Annotated in this window: 1 protein-coding gene; it reads left to right on the forward strand. The window is 73.3% G+C overall.

Annotation, left to right across the window (positions count from 1 at the left end; genetic code table 11):
• Window positions 1-127: 127 nt before the first annotated feature.
• The coding region (locus tag ACFFNX_RS49180; RefSeq protein WP_446678569.1) for a serine/threonine-protein kinase at window positions 128-1,741 on the forward strand (1,614 nt) is incomplete at its 3' end.

Here is a 1,741-nt window from a genome sequence, read left to right on the forward strand (position 1 = left end):
GGCCACGACCGGCGACGCCTCGGGCAGCGCGCCGAGCGTCACGACCGGCAGTTCGATCACCGGCAGCGTCCGCTCCACCCGCAGCGTCCGGACCGGCTCCACGCGCTCGCGGGGGTCGGGGCGCGGCATGCTGGGCGCCGGGCTGGTCGAGGTGCCCCGCGTCCCGTACCGCGACCCGGCCTCGGCGATCAGGGAGAACCCGGAGGTCGCCGAGCACAAGCGGTTCTGCAGCGGCTGCGGCGAGCCGGTCGGACGGGCGCGCGGCGGCCGGCCGGGACGTACCGAGGGTTTCTGCCCGAACTGCGGCGCCGGGTACTCCTTCACCCCCAAGCTCAAGCCGGGCGACCTGGTCGGCGGGCAGTACGAGGTGCTCGGCTGCCTCGCGCACGGCGGCCTCGGCTGGATCTACCTCGCCCGCGACCGCAACGTCAACGACCGCTGGGTCGTGCTCAAGGGCCTGCTCGACACCGGTGACGCGGACGCGCTCGCGGCGGCCGCCGCCGAGCGCTCCTTCCTCGCCGAGGTCGAGCACCCGAACATCGTCAAGATCTACAACTTCGTCCAGCACGGCGGCTCCGGTTACATCGTCATGGAGTACGTCGGCGGCAAGCCGCTGAAGGACGTGCTGCTCGAACGCCGCAAGGCCGGCGAGGACGCGCTGCCGCTCGGGCAGGCCATCGCGTACGGGCTGGAGTTGCTGCGCGCGCTCGGCTACCTGCACGGCGTCGGCCTGCTCTACTGCGACCTCAAGCCGGACAACGCCATCCAGTCCGACGAGCAGCTCAAGCTCATCGACCTGGGCGGGGTACGCCGCCACGACGACATGGACAGCGCGATCTACGGCACGATCGGCTACCAGGCGCCGGAGATCGCCGAGCGGGGGGCTTCGATCAGCTCCGACCTCTACACCGTCGGACGCACGCTCGCCGTGCTCAGCTTCCCGTTCAAGAACTTCACCACCACATACGCGAACCACCTGCCGGACCGCGCGGAGATCCCGCTGCTCCAGCGGTTCGAGTCCTATGACCGGCTGCTGCGGCGGGCCACCCACGCCGACCCCGAGGCGCGGTTCGCCGACGCGACGGACATGGCCGACCAGCTCACGGGCGTGCTGCGGGAGGTCCTGTCGGTCCAGGACGGGCAGCCACGCCCCGGTCCCTCGTCGCTGTTCGGCATGGAGCTGCAGGCCATCGGCACCGAGCTGGCCGACGGCTCGGGCTTCGTGCTCGACCCGCCCACCCCGGCGGAGGTGGCCTCCGCGCTGCCGACTCCGCTGGTGGACGGCACCGACCCCGCCGCGGGGTTCCTCGCCGGCCTCACCAGCGCCGAGCCGGAGCAGCTCGTGTCCGCGCTGTCCGCCGCGCAGAACCCCTCACCGGAGGTGCGCCTGACGCTGGCGCGCGTCCGCATCGAGCTCGGCGACATCACCAAGGCGCGGCACCTGCTGGACGAGCTGGCCGCCGAACGCCCCGGCGACTGGCGGATCCCCTGGTACGAGGCGGTGGCCGTGCTGGCGTCCGGGGAGGTCGCGCGCGCCGAAAACCTGTTCGACGAGCTGTACTCCCTGCTGCCCGGCGAGACGCCGCCCAAGCTGGCCCTCGCCTACTGCCGGTCGCACCGCGGCGACCACGCCGGGGCCGCGGACCTGTACGAGCGGGTCTGGCGCACCGACAACGGCTACATCAGCGCCGCGTTCGGGCTGGCCCGCGCGCGGCTGGCGGCCGGCGACCGCGCGGCCGCC

The organism is Actinoallomurus acaciae (assembly GCF_042429965.1).
In the GTDB taxonomy this organism is placed as follows: domain Bacteria; phylum Actinomycetota; class Actinomycetes; order Streptosporangiales; family Streptosporangiaceae; genus Actinoallomurus; species Actinoallomurus acaciae.